The sequence below is a fragment of the Mesorhizobium sp. B2-1-1 genome, assembly GCF_006442975.2.
Taxonomy (GTDB): Bacteria; Pseudomonadota; Alphaproteobacteria; order Rhizobiales; family Rhizobiaceae; genus Mesorhizobium.
Genome location: NZ_CP083954.1, coordinates 4,227,338 through 4,247,549 on the forward strand (window position 1 = coordinate 4,227,338; position 20,212 = coordinate 4,247,549).

Annotated in this window: 20 protein-coding genes; 7 read left to right on the top strand and 13 right to left on the bottom strand. The window is 63.1% G+C overall.

Annotated elements, in window-relative coordinates; genetic code table 11:
* Nucleotide 1 precedes the first annotated feature (1 nt).
* From FJ972_RS20835 to FJ972_RS20860, 6 genes are all read right to left on the bottom strand, one after another.
* Nucleotides 2-169 (bottom strand): hypothetical protein, encoded by a 168-nt coding sequence (locus tag FJ972_RS20835; RefSeq protein ID WP_181167560.1) that lies wholly within the window; start codon nt 167-169, stop codon nt 2-4.
* Between the two features lies 1 nt (nt 170).
* The gene (locus tag FJ972_RS20840) at nt 171-575 is read right to left on the bottom strand and encodes a hypothetical protein (RefSeq protein ID WP_140494290.1); all 405 of its coding nucleotides are present in this window, start codon (nt 573-575) and stop codon (nt 171-173) included.
* The gene (locus FJ972_RS20845; RefSeq protein WP_140515521.1) at nt 575-802 is read right to left on the bottom strand and encodes a hypothetical protein; all 228 of its coding nucleotides are present in this window, start codon (nt 800-802) and stop codon (nt 575-577) included. Before FJ972_RS20845 ends, FJ972_RS20840 begins: the two co-directional genes overlap by 1 nt.
* A 334-nt stretch (nt 803-1,136) precedes the next feature.
* Nucleotides 1,137-1,346: a cold-shock protein gene (locus FJ972_RS20850; protein WP_010915421.1), complete on the bottom strand. Its 210-nt coding sequence runs from the start codon at nt 1,344-1,346 to the stop codon at nt 1,137-1,139.
* A 491-nt stretch (nt 1,347-1,837) separates the two neighbouring features.
* Entirely contained in the window at nt 1,838-2,971 is a 1,134-nt protein-coding gene (locus FJ972_RS20855; RefSeq protein WP_140494294.1) for a metallophosphoesterase, read from the bottom strand.
* A gap of 110 nt (nt 2,972-3,081) precedes the next feature.
* Nucleotides 3,082-3,747 carry a TetR/AcrR family transcriptional regulator gene (locus FJ972_RS20860; protein WP_140521621.1) on the bottom strand — a complete coding sequence of 222 codons (666 nt, stop codon included), beginning with the start codon at nt 3,745-3,747 and terminating at the stop codon, nt 3,082-3,084.
* Nucleotides 3,748-3,866: 119 nt separating this feature from the next.
* Here FJ972_RS20860 and FJ972_RS20865 point away from each other — a divergent pair, with 119 nt between their 5' ends.
* The 4 genes from FJ972_RS20865 to FJ972_RS20880 all read left to right on the top strand — a co-directional run bounded on the left by FJ972_RS20865 (nt 3,867) and on the right by FJ972_RS20880 (nt 7,601).
* Nucleotides 3,867-4,649, top strand: a complete 783-nt coding sequence (locus FJ972_RS20865; protein ID WP_140515517.1) for an NIPSNAP family protein — start codon at nt 3,867-3,869, stop codon at nt 4,647-4,649.
* Nucleotides 4,650-5,025: 376 nt separating this feature from the next.
* Nucleotides 5,026-6,423 carry a class II fumarate hydratase gene (gene fumC / locus FJ972_RS20870; protein WP_140521619.1) on the top strand — a complete coding sequence of 466 codons (1,398 nt, stop codon included), beginning with the start codon at nt 5,026-5,028 and terminating at the stop codon, nt 6,421-6,423.
* A gap of 179 nt (nt 6,424-6,602) precedes the next feature.
* Complete coding sequence (locus tag FJ972_RS20875; protein ID WP_140494302.1) at nt 6,603-7,025, top strand: DoxX family protein; 423 nt, start codon at nt 6,603-6,605, stop codon at nt 7,023-7,025.
* A 171-nt stretch (nt 7,026-7,196) separates the two neighbouring features.
* Nucleotides 7,197-7,601, top strand: coding sequence for a DoxX family protein (locus FJ972_RS20880; protein ID WP_140494304.1), 405 nt, complete (start codon nt 7,197-7,199; stop codon nt 7,599-7,601).
* 280 nt (nt 7,602-7,881) lie between these two features.
* On the opposite strand, the gene ppx is transcribed toward FJ972_RS20880, so the two are convergent.
* A complete protein-coding gene (gene ppx / locus FJ972_RS20885; protein ID WP_140521617.1) occupies nt 7,882-9,417 on the bottom strand; it encodes an exopolyphosphatase in 1,536 nt (511 codons plus the stop codon).
* Nucleotides 9,417-11,609 carry an RNA degradosome polyphosphate kinase gene (locus FJ972_RS20890; RefSeq protein ID WP_140494308.1) on the bottom strand — a complete coding sequence of 731 codons (2,193 nt, stop codon included), beginning with the start codon at nt 11,607-11,609 and terminating at the stop codon, nt 9,417-9,419. Before FJ972_RS20890 ends, ppx begins: the two co-directional genes overlap by 1 nt.
* 200 nt (nt 11,610-11,809) lie before the next feature.
* Here FJ972_RS20890 and FJ972_RS20895 point away from each other — a divergent pair, with 200 nt between their 5' ends.
* Nucleotides 11,810-12,055, top strand: a complete 246-nt coding sequence (locus tag FJ972_RS20895) for a zinc-finger domain-containing protein (RefSeq protein ID WP_140494310.1) — start codon at nt 11,810-11,812, stop codon at nt 12,053-12,055.
* 18 nt (nt 12,056-12,073) lie between these two features.
* On the top strand, nt 12,074-13,297 hold the full coding sequence (locus FJ972_RS20900; RefSeq protein WP_140521615.1) for an FAD-dependent monooxygenase: 1,224 nt from the start codon (nt 12,074-12,076) through the stop codon (nt 13,295-13,297).
* A 30-nt stretch (nt 13,298-13,327) separates the two neighbouring features.
* Here the strand turns inward: FJ972_RS20900 and FJ972_RS20905 are convergent, their stop codons facing one another.
* From FJ972_RS20905 to FJ972_RS20925, 5 genes are all read right to left on the bottom strand, one after another.
* Nucleotides 13,328-13,993, bottom strand: a complete 666-nt coding sequence (locus FJ972_RS20905; RefSeq protein ID WP_140521613.1) for a TIGR02117 family protein — start codon at nt 13,991-13,993, stop codon at nt 13,328-13,330.
* Nucleotides 13,994-14,108: 115 nt separating this feature from the next.
* On the bottom strand, nt 14,109-14,858 hold the full coding sequence (locus tag FJ972_RS20910) for an amino acid ABC transporter ATP-binding protein (protein ID WP_181165173.1): 750 nt from the start codon (nt 14,856-14,858) through the stop codon (nt 14,109-14,111).
* Between the two features lie 69 nt (nt 14,859-14,927).
* On the bottom strand, nt 14,928-16,085 hold the full coding sequence (locus tag FJ972_RS20915; protein ID WP_140515507.1) for an amino acid ABC transporter permease: 1,158 nt from the start codon (nt 16,083-16,085) through the stop codon (nt 14,928-14,930).
* Nucleotides 16,086-16,089: 4 nt separating this feature from the next.
* The gene (locus tag FJ972_RS20920) at nt 16,090-17,277 is read right to left on the bottom strand and encodes an amino acid ABC transporter permease (RefSeq protein ID WP_140494318.1); all 1,188 of its coding nucleotides are present in this window, start codon (nt 17,275-17,277) and stop codon (nt 16,090-16,092) included.
* Between the two features lie 65 nt (nt 17,278-17,342).
* The gene (locus tag FJ972_RS20925; RefSeq protein ID WP_140494320.1) at nt 17,343-18,371 is read right to left on the bottom strand and encodes an amino acid ABC transporter substrate-binding protein; all 1,029 of its coding nucleotides are present in this window, start codon (nt 18,369-18,371) and stop codon (nt 17,343-17,345) included.
* Between the two features lie 591 nt (nt 18,372-18,962).
* On the opposite strand from FJ972_RS20925, the gene FJ972_RS20930 reads away from it, so the two are divergent.
* Nucleotides 18,963-20,147, top strand: coding sequence for a cystathionine beta-lyase (locus FJ972_RS20930; protein WP_140521611.1), 1,185 nt, complete (start codon nt 18,963-18,965; stop codon nt 20,145-20,147).
* The last annotated feature ends 65 nt before the right edge of the window (nt 20,148-20,212 follow it).

Here is a 20,212-nt window from a genome sequence, read left to right on the forward strand (position 1 = left end):
GCTATTTCTTCTTGCCTGCCTTGCGCGACGGCGCCTCGGCCGGCGACTTGAATAGATCGGTCGCGGCCTCGGCAGCTGCATCGGCCTTCGGCGCGGCAGCCGGCTTGACCGGCTTTGCAGCGGCGGCGGGCGCCGGCGGTTGGTCCTTGGCGGAGAATTTTATGGCCATCTCAGTCCTCGTCGGCGAAGCGCGATGGTGCGCGCGGACTGCGCAAACGGCCGATCAGGGCCGAAACCGCCGTTATGTTCATTTCCTCAGGCGACCAGTTCCTCGCCTCCGCGATGTGATGCGGCGCCAGTTCGCGATGCGTGCTGCCGCTGTAGGCGGCGTCCTGATGGGTCACCGGCTCGCGGGTCTTGGCGTCTTGGCGGACATATTCGATCAAATAGTTCGGGCACTCGGCGCGGCCCCGCACGCCGACGCGCACCTGTGCATCGCCATGGACGCGCTTGCAGCGTTCGAGTTTTTCCAGCACACGCCGGACATATTCGACTGGCTTGTCCAATGTTTCGACCATATCGGCGATGGTCGCATCAGCGGCGATTGGTGTCGCCGGCACACGCTTCGTCGCCATCAGCGTCTTCCGGCCCGTTTCGGCAACGCCGCCTGTGCGGCCGCCGCAGCCATTTCATCTGCCTCTTTTTCCAGGCGCAGTTCGCGCAAACGCGCGGTCTTGGCTTCACGCGCCTGGGTGAGGGCATCGCGTTCGGAAATGATGCGGTTGAGCGACATCGACTGGGTTTGCGTCTTGCTGAACAAGGGCACTGCCTGATCAGCAGCTGTTTTCGAATTGGCGGTCAAAATCTTTCTCCTGTCAGGAGTCTCGTGCCGATAGGGCAAGACCGGTCTTCAGTCAGGACCCACGCACAAAAGCATTGGGGCGGCGGATTCAACTTGCTGGAGCGTCCCTTAGCACGTTCAGGCCGACGCGCAGCGCATTTTCGGCGGCGAGACCCACAAAGTGAAAAAGGCCAGGCACCGCCTGACCTTCCATGAGAGCGTCGCGCATCCAGTGGATGCACAGGACGCTCCGGCACGCAGCGTGCGAAAACTCAGGTTTCCGCCGCCATGCGCCCGAATTCGCCATTCACCAGTGCCAGTACATCCGTGGTCACCGGGAAGGCTGAATCCTTTTTCAGGCCGCCTTCAACTGGTCGGCCGACATCTTGCCGGACTTGTTGTCGCGGACCATCTCGTAGCCGAGCTTCTGGCCCTCGACGATGTCACGCATGCCGGCGCGCTCTACGGCCGAGATGTGGACGAAAACGTCGGCAGAGCCGTCGTCAGGCTGAATAAAACCAAAACCTTTGGTGGCGTTGAACCATTTAACTGTGCCGGTGCTCATGACGAACCCTTTCCATGGCAAATACTCGTTCGCCGTCATGCGGATGCACAACGTCGTTTGTCTCGATTTTTGATGTGGGAAGTTCGTCAAAGGCGCGCCGCAAAGCGCGGATAACAAAAGTCAGTCAACAAATATCGACAAAGGTCTTGTAAGCTATTTAAACGGCCATGTCAATTCTTGGCTCACCCGCCGCGACGGTTCACGCCAATCGGGCACTGAACAAAGCGGCCCTAAAAAAATCTGGACGCGCCGGGAGCCATTTCGGTCGAAGCACGTTTCATGGTTGTCGTCAGCAATTCACGAGAGCAATCGAAGGAAAAGCGAACGGCAAAGACGCCCCCCGCACGATAAAAGGTGCGAGGGGCGTTTTCTTTCGGCCCCTACATCGCGGCGGTCATCATCGGCGGCATCTCGTAGCGGAGGCCGAGGCCCGAGCGCACTGCCAGGTCGACGTCAGTCAGCGTCCGGGACGAAAAGGCCGCTGCGGGCTTTCATGTCTGGAACGGTTTGCTGAAGGCGTTGGTGAATGTGACCCCGCCGTGATCGTCGCTGGCTTCGCCCAGCACGACATCCATGCCATCATTGGTGACCCGCGCCAGTGCGAACCCGCCCATATAGGCCGCCTTTGGCTTGAAGAGATCAAGGCCGTCGCGCTGATAGATCATCGGCACCTCGTGCTGATGGCCATGGAAGATGGCAATCACGTTGTAGCCTTTCAGGGCCGCAAGCAGTGCCTGACGGTCCGCATCGCTCCACCAATGCGGCGGCCCCTTGCCGTCGTCGTCGAACGCCTTTTTGGCGGGATCCCATCGCTCAGTCGAAAAATTATCCCAGCCATAATGCTGAAACAGGATGACCGGGCGGCCGTCCGCCGCATAGGTCGCCAGATCCTGCTTCAGCCAGGGCAGGCTGCTGTCCGCGCCATGGCCGGTGTCGCCAGCGAAACGGTGGGTCTGGACGAGATGCAGCCCGCCCCAGTCCCACGCATAGCAGTCGGTCTCGACATCGTAGTCGGTGGCTGGAACCGGTGGCTTGAAGAACACGCCGGCACGGTGATTGACTTCGACATAGTCGCGCATTTCGCGCCGGTACCAGTCAACGTGATGCCGCGGGCCGTTTTGGTCGAGGTCATGATTGCCGAGCCCGACATAGACTGGAACATGCACGCGGTCAGGCCCCATGCCTTGCTGGTAACGCTGGCTGAATTGCAGCAATTGCGTGCCTTCACTCGGCTGGGTGATCTGACCACCGCCATCGTCGGTCATGTCGCCGCCGATGACGAGGCCGAGCGGCGTGCCGATTCGGCTGCCGGCGGAGCGTAGGCCCGTCGGGACGCCGCCGATCTCGACGGGCCATGTCTTGTCGCCAATGCCGTTCAGAGCCGCCACATTGCGCAGCAAGGCAGCGTCGGTCTTGCCTTCCTGCTGGCAATTGGGACTCAAGCCGCTGGCCATGCGGCAGGCATGGACATCGGCGATGAACAGGAAGGTGGCGTCGACAGGCTGAATGCGCTGCCCGGTCTGGCCGAGCGCCGGGCGTGGAAGCGCAAGGGCCGTGGCAAGACCGGCGGCCCGCGCCAGAAAACGGCGTCGTGATACCGATTTTGGTGAGAAGCGCTTCATCATGGGTTGAAGTTCAGCACGGACACCGGTCAGCAGTAAAGTTCAGCGCCCGGTCCACGGCTGCCCTCCCCCAGAACGGAACTGAGTTGTAGGGATCGTTCCCGTTCTCGGCATCAAAGGTTTCCCGGTGGCAGCAATATCCTGCGACGCCGCCTCGTTGCGGCCATGGGCGAAGCTTGGGCGACACTCTGCTCCAGCCCCGCCAGGCAATCGCGCAACATGCCGGCATCCTGCGCCGTCTTGGCCATCGACATCGCGCCGGAATAGGCCGCGACGGCCAGGGCGGCGAAACGCTGCGGGTCGGTGTCCTGCTCCCTGCCCGCCTGCTGATCAGCCCGGACCTTGTCGGCGATCGCCTGGCGCCAGCCGGCAAAAATGCCGGCAAGGGCGGCGCGCAATTCGGCATCGGCGAGCGACAGTTCATGTGCAAGGTTGTTGAGGGGACAGCCGCGCACGAAGCCTTGTTGCTCAAGTTCCGCCGCCACGGCTTCGAAGGCTGCACGCACGCCTTCGCGCGCCGAAGCGGCCGCCCGCAAAGGCGCCATCCATGTTTCTTCGACCGCCGCGGCCACACGCTCTTCGATCACCGCCAGCGCCAACGCTTTCTTGGTCCGGAAATGATGATGCAACGCGCCGCCGCTGACACCCGCCGCCGCCATCAGATCGCCGAGGCTGGACGCGTGATAGCCGCGTACCTGAAAGGACTCCTGCGCGGCATCGAGCACTCTGTTGCGCATGCCTTCGGGATCATTGGCGCGCTTCTGGGCATGCCCTGTCATCGGGAATCTCCACCGTGCCCCTCCAGGAGGGAAGAAAAAGAAGCTAGCAGATTGACAAAACAGGACAACCGGTCTGTTTTATAAAACAGGATGATCACCCTGTTTTTGGAGACGAGCTTATGAGCCTGCCCCTGAGTGCCACATCGGAGACAGCAGCGCTCGCCTCCCCGGTCGTCGAACTGCGGCAGTACACGCTGAAACCCGGCAAACGCGATACCCTTATCGACCTCTTTGACGGCAAGCTGATCGAAGGCCAGGAAGAGGCCGGGATGACCATCATCGGCCAATTCCGGGATCTCGATCGCCCCGACATGTTCGTCTGGCTGCGCGGCTTCGAGGACATGGAGGTGCGCAAAGGCGCCCTGAGCGCCTTCTATGACGGTCCGGTATGGGCAGCGCACCGCAATGCCGCCAACGCCACGATGATCGATTCCGACGATGTGCTGCTGCTCAAACCTGCGTGGCCCGGCGCTGGCTTCGATCTCTCCGGCGCATTACGCGCGGGCTTGGCTGCCGACGAAAAGCCAGGCAGAAGCACGCCGCTGTCAGGCATGGTCGTGATTCGGATTTATCATTTGCGGCCGGGCGCAGAGGCCGCGTTCGCCAGCCGCTTCGAGGCCGAAGTCGCGCCGATGACGGCGTCACCCGGTGCGCGGCTGCTCGCCGCTTTCGTCACGGAGCACGCGGAAAACAGCTTTCCACGCCTGCCGGTGCGAGCGAGTGAGAATGTTTTCATCAGTGTGATGGGTTTTGATGGCGAAGAAGCGCACGCCCAGCATGAAACCGCGCTTGCCGCCTCGCCTGCATGGCAGGCCTTCTCGCACGCCGTCCGACATGACCTGGCCAGACCAACCGAAACCGTGCGCCTGTCGGCGACATCGCGCTCGCGGCTTTGTTGCTGATCTCCAGTCCGCCCGGAGACGGCGTCTGATCAGAGGCGGGGCGGCGTCTTTGCGGTGGACGGCGGGTATACGGCGGAGTGAGTGGACAGCCGATCTCCCCCCTCGTGGGGGAGATGGCCGGCAGGCCAGAGGGGGGCGCTGTCCCGCCGATCTCTCATTCGATTGCACTTCCGCGCTTGTTCTAACCTGAACGCAGTTGAATGACGACAGATAGCGTTCCTTCGCGCCCCCGCCGCCCTGCCGGGCATCTCCCCACGAGCGGGGAGATTGGCTCCGTCTTCAACCGATTTGCATCTTCACCGCCCGCAATCTCCGCTTGATGCGTTTTGTGCAACGCGATACGCCGTTGCCCAAATCGACAGACCGGAGACTTGCCGTGAGCGCTGCCAAGACCAGAACCGAAACCGATACGTTCGGTGCCATCGAGGTCGCCGCCGACCGCTATTGGGGCGCGCAGGCGCAGCGTTCGCTCGGCAATTTCAAGATCGGTTGGGAAAAGCAGCCGGCATCCGTCGTGCGCGCGCTCGGCATCGTCAAGCGGGCGGCGGCGGAAGCCAATATGGAGCTGAAGCGGCTCGATCCGGCGATCGGCAAGGCGATCGTCGAAGCCTCTCAAGAAGTCATCGACGGCAAGCTCAACGACCATTTCCCGCTGGTGGTCTGGCAGACCGGCTCGGGTACGCAATCCAACATGAACGCCAACGAGGTGATCTCCAACCGGGCGATCGAGATGCTGGGCGGCGTCATGGGCTCCAAGAAGCCGGTGCACCCGAACGACCACGTCAATATGAGCCAGTCGTCGAACGACACCTACCCGACCGCCATGCACATCGCCTGCGCCGAGCGCATCGTGCATGACCTGTTGCCGGCGCTGAAGCACCTGCACAAGGCGCTCGCCGCCAAGAGCAGAGAGTTCAGCCATATCATCAAGATCGGCCGCACCCACACGCAGGACGCCACCCCGCTTACGCTGGGCCAGGAATTCTCGGGCTACGCCGCGCAGGTCGCTTCGTCGATCAAGCGCATCGAGCTGACGTTGCCCGGCCTGCAGGAACTGGCGCAGGGCGGCACCGCCGTCGGCACCGGCCTCAACGCGCCCGTCGGCTTCGCCGAGCGGGTGGCCGACCGCATCGCCGCCATCACCGGCATCGCCTTCGTCACAGCGCCGAACAAGTTCGAGGCGCTCGCCGCCCATGATTCCATGGTATTCTCGCACGGTGCCATCAACGCCGCTGCCGCCGCGCTGTTCAAGATCGCCAACGACATCCGCTTCCTCGGTTCAGGGCCCCGCTCGGGACTTGGCGAGCTGTCGTTGCCGGAAAACGAGCCGGGTTCCTCGATCATGCCGGGCAAGGTCAACCCGACGCAGTGCGAAGCGATGACCCAGGTCTGCGTGCAGGTGTTCGGCAACAATGCGGCGCTCACCTTTGCCGGCAGCCAAGGCCATTTCGAGCTCAACGTCTACAACCCGCTGATGGCCTACAACTTCCTGCAATCGGTGCAGTTGCTCGCCGACGCTTCGGTCTCCTTCACCGACAATTGCGTCGTCGGCATCGAGGCGCGGGAAGACAACATCAAGGCGGCCCTCGACCGCTCGCTGATGCTGGTGACGGCGCTTGCGCCCACCATCGGCTACGACAGCGCCGCCAAGATCGCCAAGACCGCGCACAAGAATGGCACCACGCTGCGCGAGGAAGCGCTGGCCACCGGGCTGGTCAGCGAAGCCGACTACGACCGGATCGTGCGGCCGGAAGATATGACCCATCCGGGGTGAAGGCACTTTTTCGGCGGGAAAATATGCTCCCGCCACCACATCGACCAGCACGAATTTCCGTTTTTCACCGGTTCACGGAAACGTATGTCCTGTGAACAATGTGTCGCCAGACAGGCGGCTTTGGTGAACAGTCAGCATGGTCTATCTGACGGGCGATCAACCCCATTCGGAGAGCCACCATGTCCACCAACACTTCCTTCGCCGGCACCGGCACCGCGTCCAACAGTTCTGTCACGATCCTGCTCGGCCGCATCCTGCTCGCGGTCATTTTCCTGCTTTCCGGTTTCGGCAAGCTCAGCGCCCTTTCCGGCACCGCGGCCTATTTCGGCGGCCTCGGCCTGCCCTTGCCGACCGTGACGGCCATCGTCGTCGGCCTCATCGAACTGCTCGGCGGTCTGGCCATTCTCGTCGGCTTCCAGACCCGGATTGCCGCCTGGGTGCTGGCGATCTTCACCGTCGCCACGGCCCTGGTCGCCCACACCGGCTGGGCCGACCAGATGCAGATGATCAACTTCATGAAGAACCTGGCGATCACCGGCGGCTTCCTCGTGCTGGCTTCCTCAGGCGCCGGCGCCTATTCGGTCGACGCCAAGCGCGGCTGAACTTCCCTCCCCCGTCTTTGACAGCAGTGGCGCGGAATTTTCCGCGCCACTGTTTCGTTGTCGGTCCAGAAGCCTCAATTCAGCGCCCGGATTTGCCGGGGCATTGGTGGTAGGATCGATCGGTCCGGGTGGGTAAAGGCCCAAACCGGCCAACCGACAACGGAGGTGACCATGCCTCGCAACGCACTGCTTCTGGCTTCGCGGCTGCTGCTTGCCGCGCTGTTCGTACCGTCAGGCTTCCATGCGCTCGCCGACATTGCCGGCACATCGGGCTATTTCGCCGGCCTTGGCCTGCCGCTCCCGGGGCTCGCCGCGTGGGGCACGGGCCTGTTCGAGCTGATCGCCGGACTGCTGATACTCATCGGCTTCCAGACCCGGATCGTGGCTCTGCTTTTGGCCGCCTTCTGCATCGTTGCCGGCTTCATCGGCCATTACGGCCAGGGCGCCGATGATGCGACGCTTGCCTTCTTGCACCAGCAGATGCTGATGAAGGACATCGCGATATCGGGCGGCTTTCTGGCGCTCGCCATGGCCGGCGCCGGCGCCTGGTCGGTCGACGGGCGGGCTGCTGTTTGATATCGCCTAAATCCAAGGGCAGGCCCGGAACCAACCAGACAAATGCCCCGGGTTGGACTCTCAATGCCCGAGCCAAGCCAACGCCCGTGTCAAGTCGACCCCCACTCCGTCGAGCTGCGCTCGACACCTCTCCCCCGATCGACGGGCGAGAGGTGGCTTGGCGAAGCCAAGACGGAGTGGGGGAAGCCGGTCTTCAAACACGAAGCCGCTGAACAAGTGGCGCGATTGAGTTGGTCAATATCGGCGTGGATCAGATAACTCACGCTCTGGTAGGCCGTACCTATTTCACCGAAACGCTCGGCCCACCTTCGACCGCCAGTTCCAGGCGGCGGCCGGTAATTCGCGCCAGTTGCGCCAGGCGCCCGGCCGGGCGCTCGCCATAGAGATCTGCCAGCGATGCCGGCAAGACCAGCGCCAGCACGCCATTGCCGCGCTGCTCCCATTTCAGTCTCGGCATGACGCCGGGCATCGAGGCGGTCAGCAGGTAGACGACGCGCATCGATGCCGCCAGCACCCGCGCTCGCTCCAGATAGCGCGGTGTCGCCAGCGCCTTGATTTCGGGCGCGATGGCTTCGTTGAAGATGCCGTCGTGCCGATAGGCGTTGGCCATCGCCAGATAGGCGCGGCCAGGGTGGTCCACGCCGAAAAAGGAGGCGTGGGCGATGATGTTGAGCGATTGCTTGCCGCGATATTCGGGATGCGCGCGCCAACCGATGTCGGCCAGCAATGCCGCCGCGTGGCGGTAGCGCGCCTCGTCCTCGGTCTCGTCGATGCCGAAAGCGGCAAAGGTCTTGGCCGTCCAGTCGACGAGTTCATGCGCATGGGTGACCGAGCGCGAGCGCAGCCGGGCGAGTTCCTCCGATGCCGAGATCAGGGGATCGGCCTTCTGCTCGGCCTGGTCGAGCAGGGAATAGAGGAAGCCTTCGCGCACGCCGAGCGCCGAGACGATGATCTTCGACGGCTGCATCGCCGCCATGATTTCCTGCAGCACGATGGCGCCGTAAGGCAGGAGCGAGCGGCGATTCTTCGAAACACCCTCGATGCCTTTGATCTTCTCGATCTCGCCTTTCGCCACTTGCCGCAGGAAATTGGCGGCACTTTCGACGCCGATCTCGTAGTGGTGCATGACGCCAAGCGGATAGTTGGTCATCTCCATGTGCAGCCGGGCGAGATTTCGCCAGGTGCCGCCGACGGCATAGAAAGGCCTGCCTTGCCCGCCTTTCAGCAGCTTCGCCCGCCCCAGCTCGTCGCGCACGATTTTCGCCGCCTGCGTGAGGGAATTCTTGGCCATGTCCTGCAGGCGCAGGCCGCCCAGCGGCAATGTTATGCCGTCGCCGATCGCTTCGCCGTTGACGTCGACCAGTTCAAGGCTGCCGCCACCGAGGTCGCCCGCAATACCGTTGGCCGGATGAAAGCCGCAGATGACGCCGAGCGCGGAATAATGGGCTTCCTCGCGGCCGCTGATCACGCGGATCTCGGTCTTGAGCACGTCTTCGGCGCGGTGGATGAAATCGGGGCCGTTGACGGCCTCGCGGGCAGCCGCGGTCGCCAGCACGTACATGTGCTCGGCACCGGCCTGGTCGGAGAGCGCGCGGAAGCGGCGGAACTCCTCCATCGACCGTGTCACGCCCTCGGGGTCGAGCTTCCCCGTCGACACGATGCCGCGGCCGAGGCCCGCCAGCATCTTTTCGTTGAACAGCATGGTCGGCGAGCGCGCCAGCCCCTCATATACGACAAGGCGGATCGAATTCGAGCCGATGTCGATGATGGACAGCGGTCGGCGATCCTGCAGCCGGCCCTGGGAATCGGACAGCATCAGGCGGCGGCGTTCTTCTTGCGGCGCTTGAATTGCGCGATCCGCTTCGGCGCATGCGATTTCAGCGCATCACCCCGTCCCGACAGGCTCGGATTGGTCATGAAATATTCCTGTGCGTTGAACGGCTCCTCGCCCTCCTCGAGCACGACGCGCCGGGAGGTTCCATCAGCCAATACGTCGAAACTTTGCTGATTGTCCATGATGTTGCCGAGCATGATCTGGCCCAGCACCTGTTCATGCACGGTTGGGTTGGTGATCGGCACCATGGTCTCGACGCGGCGGTCGAGGTTGCGCGGCATGAGGTCGGCCGAGGAGATGTAGACGACGGCCTCGTCCGACGGCAGGCCGTGGCCATTGCCGAAGCAATAGATGCGGCTGTGCTCGAGGAAACGGCCGACAATCGACTTGACCCTGATGTTTTCCGACAGGCCCGGCACCTGCGGCCGCAGGCAGCATATGCCGCGCACGACCAGGTCGATCTCGACGCCCGCTCGGCTGGCGTCGTAGAGCGCGTCGATGATGATCGGATCGACAAGGGCGTTCATCTTCATCCAGATGCGTGCCGGCCGTCCCTCGAGCGCGTGGGCGACCTCATCGGAGATGTGCTGCAGGATACGGTTCCTCAGCGTGAAGGGCGAGATCGCCAGCCGCATTTCGGCGGTCGGCTCGGCATAGCCGGTGATGAAGTTGAAAAGCTGGGCGACATCGCGTGCGATCGTTGCATCGGTGGTGAAGAAGGACAGGTCGGTGTAGATGCGCGCGGTCACCGGATGGTAATTGCCGGTGCCCAGATGCACATAATTGCGCAGCTTGCCGTCCTCGCGCCGCACCACCAGCGACATCTTGGCGTGGGTCTTGAGCTCGAGGAAGCCGAACACGACCTGGACGCCGGCGCGCTCGAGGTCGCGCGCCCAGCGGATGTTGGCCTCCTCGTCGAAGCGAGCCTTGAGCTCGACCAGTGCCGTCACCGACTTGCCGGCCTCGGCGGCGTCGACCAGCGCACGCACGATCGGGCTGTCGTTGGAGGTTCGGTAAAGCGTCTGCTTGATCGCCACCACTTCCGGGTCGGCCATCGCCTGGCGCAGGAACTGCACCACCACGTCGAAGGATTCGTAGGGGTGGTGGACGATGATGTCCTTCTCGCGGATAGCGGCGAAGCAATCGCCGCCATGCTCGCGGATGCGCTCGGGGAAACGCGGATTGTAGGGCGTGAATTTGAGGTCGTCGCGGGCAACGGCGACGATCTCCGAAATCTGGCTGAGCGCCAGCGGGCCGGTCAGGACGCTGATGCGGCTCGACGAAACGCCGAGTTCGCCGGCGACGAATTCGCGCAGTTCGGCCGGCATGAGCATGTCGAACTCGATGCGAATGACGGAGCCGCGGCGGCGGCGCTTTAGCGCGGTCTCGAACAGGCGCACGAGATCTTCCGATTCCTCCTCGACCTCGATGTCGCTGTCGCGAATGATGCGGAACGTGCCGGAGCCCTTGACCTCGTAACCCGGGAACAACTTGCCGATGTAAAGGCCGACCGCCTCTTCCAGCGGGATGAAGCGGACATGGTGCTTGCGGTCCGGCAAACGGATGAAACGCTTCAGCGCCACCGGCAGGCGCAAGAGCGCGCTCATCTCCTCGCCGTTCTTGCGATGGCGAAGCTGCAGCGCCATCGAGAAGCCGAGATTGGGGATAAACGGGAACGGATGCGCCGGGTCGATCGACAATGGCGTGAGAACAGGAAACACCTGGTCCTGGAAGTGCTCCTCCAGCCAGGCCTTCTCGTCCTTGGTCAGCGCGTCGCGGGTGATGCTCTCGATGCCTTCCTTGTTGAGCAGCACGGTCAGCGCCGAAAGGCTTTTCTGCTGGTCTTCCTGCAACCGTTCGACCTCGCGCAGCAGCTGTTCGAGCTGCTGTTCGGGGGTACGCCCGTCCGGACTTCTCAACACGATGCCTTCGCGAACCTGGCCGGCCAGGCCGGCGACGCGCACCATGAAGAACTCATCGAGATTGGCCGCGGAGATCGACAGGAAACGTACCCTCTCCAGCAGCGGATGGTTTGTGTTCTGCGATTCCTCAAGCACGCGGCGGTTGAACTGCAACCAGGAGAACTCGCGATTGACGAAACGATCCGGATTGCCTTCCGGGCTTGCCGCTTCCGCATTGATGAACTCGCTCTGGACCGGCTTCAGTTCGTTCATGGTTCCTGCTCTTCCCACGTCTGGTTGCTTCGCCGCTTTCGGGCGGCGCCCAGGCTGTTGCGCCTGGCCGCGATGCTCCAGCCGGTTAACCGGCTTAACTTATCCTCTGACAGGCTTTTGCGACAGTTTCATTTCATCGAACTTGCAAACAGGCCGGTTATGATCCAAACGCTGAGCAGACTGCGCTAAAGGAGACGACGATGGCAGGCGGTTCCATTCCCCATTTCCAGAACGATGCGGGCCATCCGGCGATCGATATCGGAGTCAAGGAATTCATGTGCACCGGCGCCAACCCGCCTTTCGACCATCCGCATGTGTTTCTCGATATGGGCGACGACAATGAGAAGGTCTGCCCCTACTGCTCGACGCTCTACCGCTATTCGCCGAAGCTGACGGCGATGGAAACGCTGCCGGCCGGCTGCCTCTACATCGACCAGGCCGCCTGACTTCCAGCGGCCCGGCCAATGGCAGACGCACAGTCCCGGCAAGTCATCATCGCCGGGGCGGGTATTGCCGGGCTGACCGCGGCGTTGGCTTTCGCCGAGCGGGGCTATCCCGTACGGATCTTCGAACAGGCGCAGCGCCTAGAAGCGGCGGGCGCCGGCATCCAGCTTTCGCCCAACGCGACACGCATCCTGCGTGAGCTCGGCGTACTCGACGCACTTCTTCCCAATGCCGTCAGGCCGGAAGCCGTGGTGCTGAAGGATGCGGCAACCTTGGGCGAACTGGCGCGCGTACCTTTTGGACGAGCCGGCGAGGCGCGCTGGGGTGCGCCCTACCTCGTGGCGCATCGAGCGGACCTGCAAAACGCGCTGATGGCGCGCGTGGCTGCCATGCCCGATGTTCATCTCACTACTGGTGCGCGCCTTGGCAGCGTCACGATCAGCAGTTCAGGCGTCACCGCGGCAGCCGATGTGGGTGGCAGGCTCGTCGCGGCGGAAGGTTTCCTTCTGGTCGGCGCCGATGGCGTCTGGTCGTCGGTGCGCGGACTTGCCGACCAAGGAAGGAAAACCAGGCTTGCGAAAAGCCACTTCTCCGGCGAACTGGCCTGGCGGGCAACCGTCAGCGCAGACAGTCCTGCCGGGCAAGCTTTTGCAGAGATCGGTGCGCCGGACTGCGTCACCACCTTCCTGCATCCCGGCTTTCACATGGTCGCCTATCCCGTCAGCAAGGGCAGCGCCATCAATCTCGTCGCTTTCACCAGGGGCGAGCGTATCGCCGAAGGCTGGTCCGGCCATGCCGATCCCGCAATCCTGGCCGGCGCCATGCGCCGCACCGCGCCGGCGCTGGCAAGGCTTGCGGAGTTGGCCGGCCCGTGGGCGGCCTGGCCGATCCATACGGTCGATCAGAAGCAGCCATGGGTAAGGTCGGGCCGCATCGCGCTGGTCGGCGACGCGGCGCATGCCATGACGCCGTTCGCGGCACAGGGCGCCGCGATGGCCATCGAGGATGCCGCCACGCTTGCCGACGTCATGGCCACCTCCCCTGCCGACCTGGCCGGAAGTCTTCAAATCTGGGAAGGTCTGCGCCGGCCGCGCGTCGTGAGAGTGGCACGTCGCGGCGCCCTCAACCGCCTTGCCTGGCATGCCTGGGGTCCGGTGGCGTTGGCGCGCAACCTTTTCCTGAAAATGCGGACGCCGGAGAAGCTCGCCGCGGATTTGGACTGGCTTTATGGATGGCGGGCCTAGAACTCGAACGAGGCGTTGGCGTTATCTGCGCTACCTACCATTATACAGCTTCAACGACCACCCGAGCGAGACCGGCAGCGGGTTCCACCAACCCGTGCGCAGGCCGGCGGTTCGCAAGGCGGCGGCCGTCCAGGTGTTGCAGCCGGCCAGCGCATTGAAATGGCCGTTCGCCTCATAGAAGCGGTCGAAATCGGAATAGGCGGCCCCTGCGATGACGATCGGCCCGCCTGGTCCTTGCTGAAAACTCGCATCGATGAAGTCGAGCAACGCGGCAAAGCGGTCTTCCGGGATGTCGAAGCCGGCGACATCGGGTCCGGAGATATTGCCGGCGACCTCGACATGCATCACTGAAGCGTCAAGCGTCAGGGCCTTGAATACGGGCATCGCCTTCAGCTGCGACCAAGTCGGCGTCTCCAGGTAGAAGGCGCGGCCGCCCCAGCCGAAGACGATGTAGCGCACCTCGGGCGCGTCGGAAGGCTGGCCGGCAGCGGCGAGGAAGCGAAAGCGCCGGCGCACGCCATCATCGACGGGAATGGCGATGTCGGTGTGGATCGGATTGCTCAGCACCAGAATGTGCCTGGCGCCCTCGCCGGCCGCGGCAGCCGGCCAGAGTGGTCGCGGCACCAGTGTGCCGAGTGCCGCGACCAGCACCACCGCGGCCACCAGCACGGCCAGGAAACGAAGGCGTTTTCTCATCCGGGCATAGTTCTTGCGATTCCATCACGTTTCAATCGAAACGATCCGATCGGCCAAATGTGAAAAAGCCCGACCGTGGCGCGGCCGGGCTCCTTCCATTTCGACGAGGCAGCGCTCAGTGCAATATCTGCGACAGGAACAGCTTCGTGCGCTCGTGGCGCGGGTGATCGAAGAACTCGGCCGGCGTGTTCTGCTCGACGATCTGGCCCTGATCCATGAAGATCACCCGGTTGGCGACTTTCCGCGCAAAGCCCATCTCGTGGGTGACGCACAGCATGGTCATGCCTTCCTCGGCAAGGCTAACCATGGTCTCCAGCACTTCCTTGATCATTTCCGGGTCGAGTGCCGAGGTCGGCTCATCGAACAGCATGATGCGCGGGTTCATGCACAGCGAACGGGCGATCGCCACGCGCTGCTGCTGACCGCCGGAGAGCTGGCCCGGATATTTGTTGGCCTGCTCGGGGATCTTGACGCGCTTGAGGAAATGCATGGCCATCTCCTCGGCCTGTTTCTTCGGGGTCTTGCGGACCCAGATCGGCGCCAGCGTGCAGTTCTCCAGGATGGTCAGGTGGGGGAACAGGTTGAAGTGCTGGAACACCATGCCGACCTCTCGGCGCACCTCGTCGATCTTCTTGAGATCGTTGGTCAATTCCTTGCCGTCGACGAAGATCTTGCCCTTCTGGTGTTCTTCGAGCCGGTTGATGCAGCGGATCATGGTGGACTTGCCGGAGCCGGACGGGCCGCAGATGACGATGCGCTCGCCGCGCATCACCTTGAGGTTGATGTCCTTCAGCACATGGAACTCGCCATACCATTTGTGCATGGCGATGATGTCGATGGCGACATCGGTGGTCGAGATGTGCATCTTCGCGGCATTGACCTTGATCTCTTCCGCGCTGACGGCGTTTTCGGTGGCCATGAACCAATCCCCTTTTTATCGTTTGTAACCGGTGTCGAGCCGGCGTTCCGTATACATTGAATAGCGCGACATGCCGAAGCAGAACAGCCAAAACACGAAGGCGGCGAACACGAGACCGGATTTCGCGGTCTGCGGCGTCGCCCAGTTGGCGTCCGAGAAGTTCTGCTTGACGACGCCGAGCAGGTCGAACATCGAAATGATGAGGACCAGGCTGGTGTCCTTGAACATGCCGATGAACGTGTTGACGATGCCGGGAATGACCAGCTTCAGCGCCTGCGGCAGCACGATCAGTCCCATCTTCTGCCAATAGCCGAGGCCGAGCGAATCGGCGCCCTCGTATTGGCCCTTGGGGATCGCCTGCAGGCCGCCGCGCACCACTTCCGCCATATAGGCGGCGGCAAACAGCGACACGCCGATCAGCGCCCTCAGGTATTTGTCGAAGGTGACGCCGGCCGGCAGGAAAAGCGGCAGCATGACGCTGACGAAGAACAGCACTGTGATCAGCGGGATGCCGCGCACGGCTTCGATGAAGACGATGCACAGCATCTTGACGATCGGCATCTTGGAGCGCCGGCCGAGCGCCAGCACGGTGCCCAGCGGCAGCGACACGGCGATGCCGACGAAGGAGAGGCTGAGCGTGATCAGCAGTCCGCCCCACCGCGACGTCTCGACATGCGGCAGACCGAACACGCCGCCCACCAGAAGAAAGAAGGCGACGATCGGCAGCACCAGGAAAAGCAGGATGGCGTTCAGGCCCTTGCGCGGCACGCTGGGGATCAGCATCGGCACCAGCAGCGCCGCGAACAGCATGGCGACCAGGATCGGCCGCCAGCGCTCCTCGACCGGATAGGTGCCGAACATGAACTGGCCGAACTTGGCGTTGACGAAGGCCCAGCAGGCTCCGCTCCAGCCATCGGGCTGGATGCCGCCCTGCGCCACGGTCGCGCAGACGGTCCGGTCCGGCCCGGTCCACTGGGCATTGATGAAGGCCCAGTTGATGACCTGCGGCAGGACCCAGGCGACGATGATGATGCCGAGTATGGTGAGGATGGTGTCGCCGACCGAACCGACGAGGTTCTTGCGGACCCAGGCATACAGGCCACGCTCGCTGATCGGCGCCGCCTCCGCCAGGGCCATTTCGGTGCGCACCCAGGACATGTCGTGTTCCTGCATGGCCCTACCTTTCCACCAACGCCATTCTGGCATTGACCACGTTCATCACGGCCGAGGTCACCAGGCTGAGTATGAGATAGGCGATCATCATGATCAGCACGCCCTCGACCGCCTGGCCGGTCTGGTTGAGCACCGTGCCGGCGGTCGCCGTCAGGTCCGGATAGCCGATGGCGATGGCCAGCGAGGAGTTCTTGGTCAGGTTGAGATACTGGCTGGTCAACGGCGGGATGACGATGCGCATGGCCTGCGGCACCACGACCAGCCGCAGGATCGATCCCGAGCGCAGGCCAAGTGCGGCGGCGGCCTCGGTCTGGCCCTTGCTGACACCCCTGATGCCGGCCCGCACGATCTCGGCGATGAAGGCCGCCGTGTAGCAGGACAGCGCCAGATAGAGCGACAGGAACTCCGGCTTGACCTGGAAGCCGCCGGTCAGGTTGAAGGTCGATTGTTTCGGAAAATCGAAGCTCAGCGGAAAGCCGCTCAGCGCATAGGCGAGCAGCGGCAGGCCGACGATCAGCGCGACGGACGTCCAGAACACGGGAAACTGCTGACCCGTCGCCATCTGCCGCTGGCGCGCCTTGCGGGCGACGAACCAGGCCATGGCGATACCCACGATGAGCGCCACGAAGATCAGCCATGAGCCCTCGCCCCAGACGGCGCGCGGGAAATAGAAACCGCGCTGGTTGAGGAAGGAACCGAAAGGCAGGTTATAGCTCTCGCGCGGCGGCGGCAACACGGCCAGCACCCCCGAATACCAGAAGAAGATGACCAGCAGCGGCGGGATGTTGCGGAAGATCTCGACATAGACCGTGCAGATCTTGCGGATCAGCCAATTCTGCGACAGCCGGCCGATGCCGATGACGAAGCCGATAATGGTCGCGGTGACGATGCCGGCCACGGCGACGATGATGGTGTTGATCAGGCCGACAATGATGGCGCGACCGTAGGTCGAATCGGACGTGTAGGCGATCGGCGTGTCCGAGATGTCGAATCCGGCGCGGCCCCTGAGGAAGCCGAAACCGGAGGCGATGTGAAGACGCTGCAGATTGTCGATGACGTTCTGCACGATCCACCAGACAGAGCCGAACAGAACGACGACGACCAGTGTCTGGAAGAAGAGACTGCGGACTTTCGGGTCGTTGATAAAGGAGCCGCGACTTGTATCCTCGCGAAGGACTTCCTGCGATGCCATATCACCGTCCCCTGTGAAAGAGAAACCGGAAGGCAGATGGTTCTGCCTTCCGGATCACATTTCGATCAGCGGATCGGTGGAGCGTATTGCAGGCCGCCCTTGGTCCACAACGCGTTGATGCCGCGGGCGATCTTCAGCGGGCTGCCCGAGCCGACATTGCGGTCGAACATTTCGCCGTAATTGCCGACCGCCTTGACGATGTTGACGACCCAGTCGTTGGAGACGCCGAGATCGGTGCCGATCTTGGTGTCGGCTTCCTGGCCGAGCACGCGTTTGATCTCAGGGCTGGCCGAGTTCTTCATCTCGTCGACATTGGCCTTGGTGATGCCGAGTTCCTCGGCATCGAGCAGCGCGAAATAGGTCCACTTGACGATATGGTACCACTGGTCGTCGCCCTGGCGCACTGCCGGTCCGAGCGGCTCCTTGGAGATGATCTCCGGCAGCACGACGTGATCGGCCGGCGCACCCAGCGTCAGGCGGATGCCGTAAAGGCCCGACTGGTCTGTGGTGTAGACGTCGCAGCGGCCGGCGTCATAGGCTGCGTTGACCTCTTCGAGCTTCTCGAAAACGACCGGATTGTACTCCATCTTGTTCGCCTTGAAGTAGTCGGCGAGGTTGAGCTCGGTGGTGGTGCCGCTCTGCACGCAGACGGCGGCGCCGGACAGCTGAAGCGCCGAATTGACGCCCGGCAGCTTCTTGGCGTTGATCATGAAGCCCTGGCCGTCATAGTAGGTGGTGCCGATGAAGTTCAGGCCAAGTGCCGTGTCGCGGTTAATGGTCCAGGTGGTGTTGCGCGACAGGATGTCGATCTCGCCCGACTGCAGCGCGGTGAAGCGCTCCTTGGCGCTGAGCGGCGTGAACTTGACCTTGGAGCCGTCACCGAAGACGGCGGCCGCCACGGCGCGGCAGAAATCGGCATCGATGCCTTGCCAGTCACCCTTGTCGTCCGGCGCGGAGAAGCCGGCCAGACCCGTCGAGACGCCGCACTGGATGAAGCCCTTCTGCTTGACCGTGTCGAGCGTGGTGGCTGAAGCCGTTGAAGCCACGGCTCCAAGCGCGGCGGCTCCAAGGATGCCGATTGCAATGTGTTTCATGACCCACAGACCCTTTTCTGTTTTCAGGCAAACCTGATCTTTTTTTCCCGCGTGAACGCAGCTTTTCGTTCCGGCCCATTTCCGGAACTCCGCATCGCAGTCGACGCGCCGCCTCCCATTCACGAACAGCATCGAAGGCGATAATTCCTGTGAGGTCAAGGAAAATGACCGAATTCAGATGGGTTTGAAAATCGTTTGCCGCAATTGCCTGAATAGCAGACAAACGCGCCCGCAATTTAGTCAGAAGCGCGAATAAAGCCGGCGAAGCTCGCCCTACGCCAGGCTGCGCTCTGTCCGCAAAAAATCCATCCGCCCGATTACTCTGCGTTACTGTGCTCTGCCGGCCGGTTGCGTGCCGATGTCTGCGCCCTCTGGCTGGATCTGGGTCATGGTGAGGTACGCTTTGCGCTATCAGGCGACGCATGCCGCTGCCGGCGGCGGGCTTTCTGGCCGCGCCATTACGCTTGCAGTCGGCCTGCGGCGGCTCCGGCAATTGGCACATTCGAAGTCGGGGTCCTGGCGAAAGCCGGCTGTTGCGCGGTCCATGTCGCCGCACTATGGCTAGCGGCTTACCAAAAAAGGCGACGACGAATGGCAAAAGACGGCAACGAGCCGGTGACTGGCAAAATGGGCATCAACACGCGGCTTGCCCATTCGGGCAACAACCCGCACGACTATTTCGGCTTCGTCAATCCGCCTGTCGTGCACGCCTCCACGGTGCTGTTCCGCAATGCCGCCTCGATGGCTGGACGGGACCAGAAATACACCTACGGCACGCGCGGCACACCGACCACCGACGCCTTGGCCCAGGCCATAGACGCGCTGGAGGGGTCGGCCGGCACGATCGTGGTCCCGTCGGGCCTGGCGGCGGTGACGGTGCCGCTGCTTGCCTTCGTTTCGGCGGGCGACCACCTGCTGATCGTCGACAGCGTCTATCATCCGACGCGCAACTTCGCCGACACGATGCTGAAGCGGCTCGGCGTCGAGGTCGAGTATTATGCTCCCGGCATCGGCGCGGGCATCGCCGCCTTGATCAAGCCGAACACCAAGGTGGTGTTCACGGAATCGCCGGCCTCAAACACGTTCGAGGTGCAGGACATACCAGCCATCGCGAAGGCCGCGCACGCCGCCGGTGCCATCGTCATGATGGACAATACCTGGGCGACGCCGCTTTATTTCCGTCCGCTCGACCATGGCGTCGACATCTCGATCCATGCGGCGACGAAATATCCCGCCGGTCATTCGGACGTGCTGCTGGGTACGGTGTCGGCCACCGAGGCCTGCTGTAAACAGCTGTATGAAAGCTTCTGCACGCTTGGCTGCTGCGCCGGACCCGACGACGTCTACCAGGTGCTGCGCGGCTTGCGCACCATGGGGGTGCGCCTCGATCACCATCAGCGCAGCGCGCTCGCCATCGCGGCATGGCTGGAGGGCCAGAAGGGCGTGGCGCGCGTGCTCCACCCCGGCCTTCCCAGTCATCCCGACCACGCGCTGTGGAAGCGTGACTTTTCCGGCTCCAGCGGCATCTTCTCCATCGTGCTTGCCGGCGGCGGCCAGAAACAGCAGCACGCGTTCCTCGACGCATTGCGGATCTTTGGTCTCGGCTACTCCTGGGGCGGTTACGAGAGCCTTGCCGTGCCGGTCTGGCTCGGCGACCGCGTCGTTGCCAAGGGCCCCGATGAAGGGCCGTTGATTCGTCTCCAGATCGGCCTCGAGGATGTCGAGGACCTCATGACCGATATTCTTCGCGGGCTCACCGCCGCCGCAGCGGCCTGACGCGACCTCTCGGACCGATACCAGCAGCGCCCGCAAGGCCTTGACGCGATTGAGCAAACGGGGGC